General features: G+C 52.0%; 1 protein-coding gene. It reads left to right on the top strand.

What is annotated here, in order from left to right; all coding sequences use genetic code 11:
* Window positions 1-7 precede the first annotated feature (7 nt).
* Complete coding sequence (gene iscX / locus UTM25_RS22545; RefSeq protein WP_000523616.1) at window positions 8-208, top strand: Fe-S cluster assembly protein IscX; 201 nt, start codon at window positions 8-10, stop codon at window positions 206-208.
* Window positions 209-256 lie beyond the last annotated feature (48 nt).

Raw genomic sequence — 256 nt, 5'->3', positions numbered from 1 at the left:
GGTTAGTATGGGACTTAAGTGGACCGATAGCCGCGAAATTGGCGAAGCACTGTACGATGCGTATCCCGATCTTGATCCGAAAACGGTTCGATTCACCGATATGCATCAGTGGATTTGCGATCTGGAAGATTTCGACGACGACCCGCAGGCATCCAACGAGAAAATCCTCGAAGCGATTTTGTTAGTCTGGCTGGACGAGGCCGAATAATTTCCGCGTCATGCTTCACGCCGCAGATGCGTTGGCTGCGCTCGTTCA

It is taken from the genome of Enterobacter sp. 61D5 (assembly GCF_034107965.1).
Lineage (GTDB): Bacteria > Pseudomonadota > Gammaproteobacteria > Enterobacterales > Enterobacteriaceae > Enterobacter > Enterobacter cloacae_M.
This window is presented reverse-complemented; position numbering and strand designations above follow the sequence as displayed.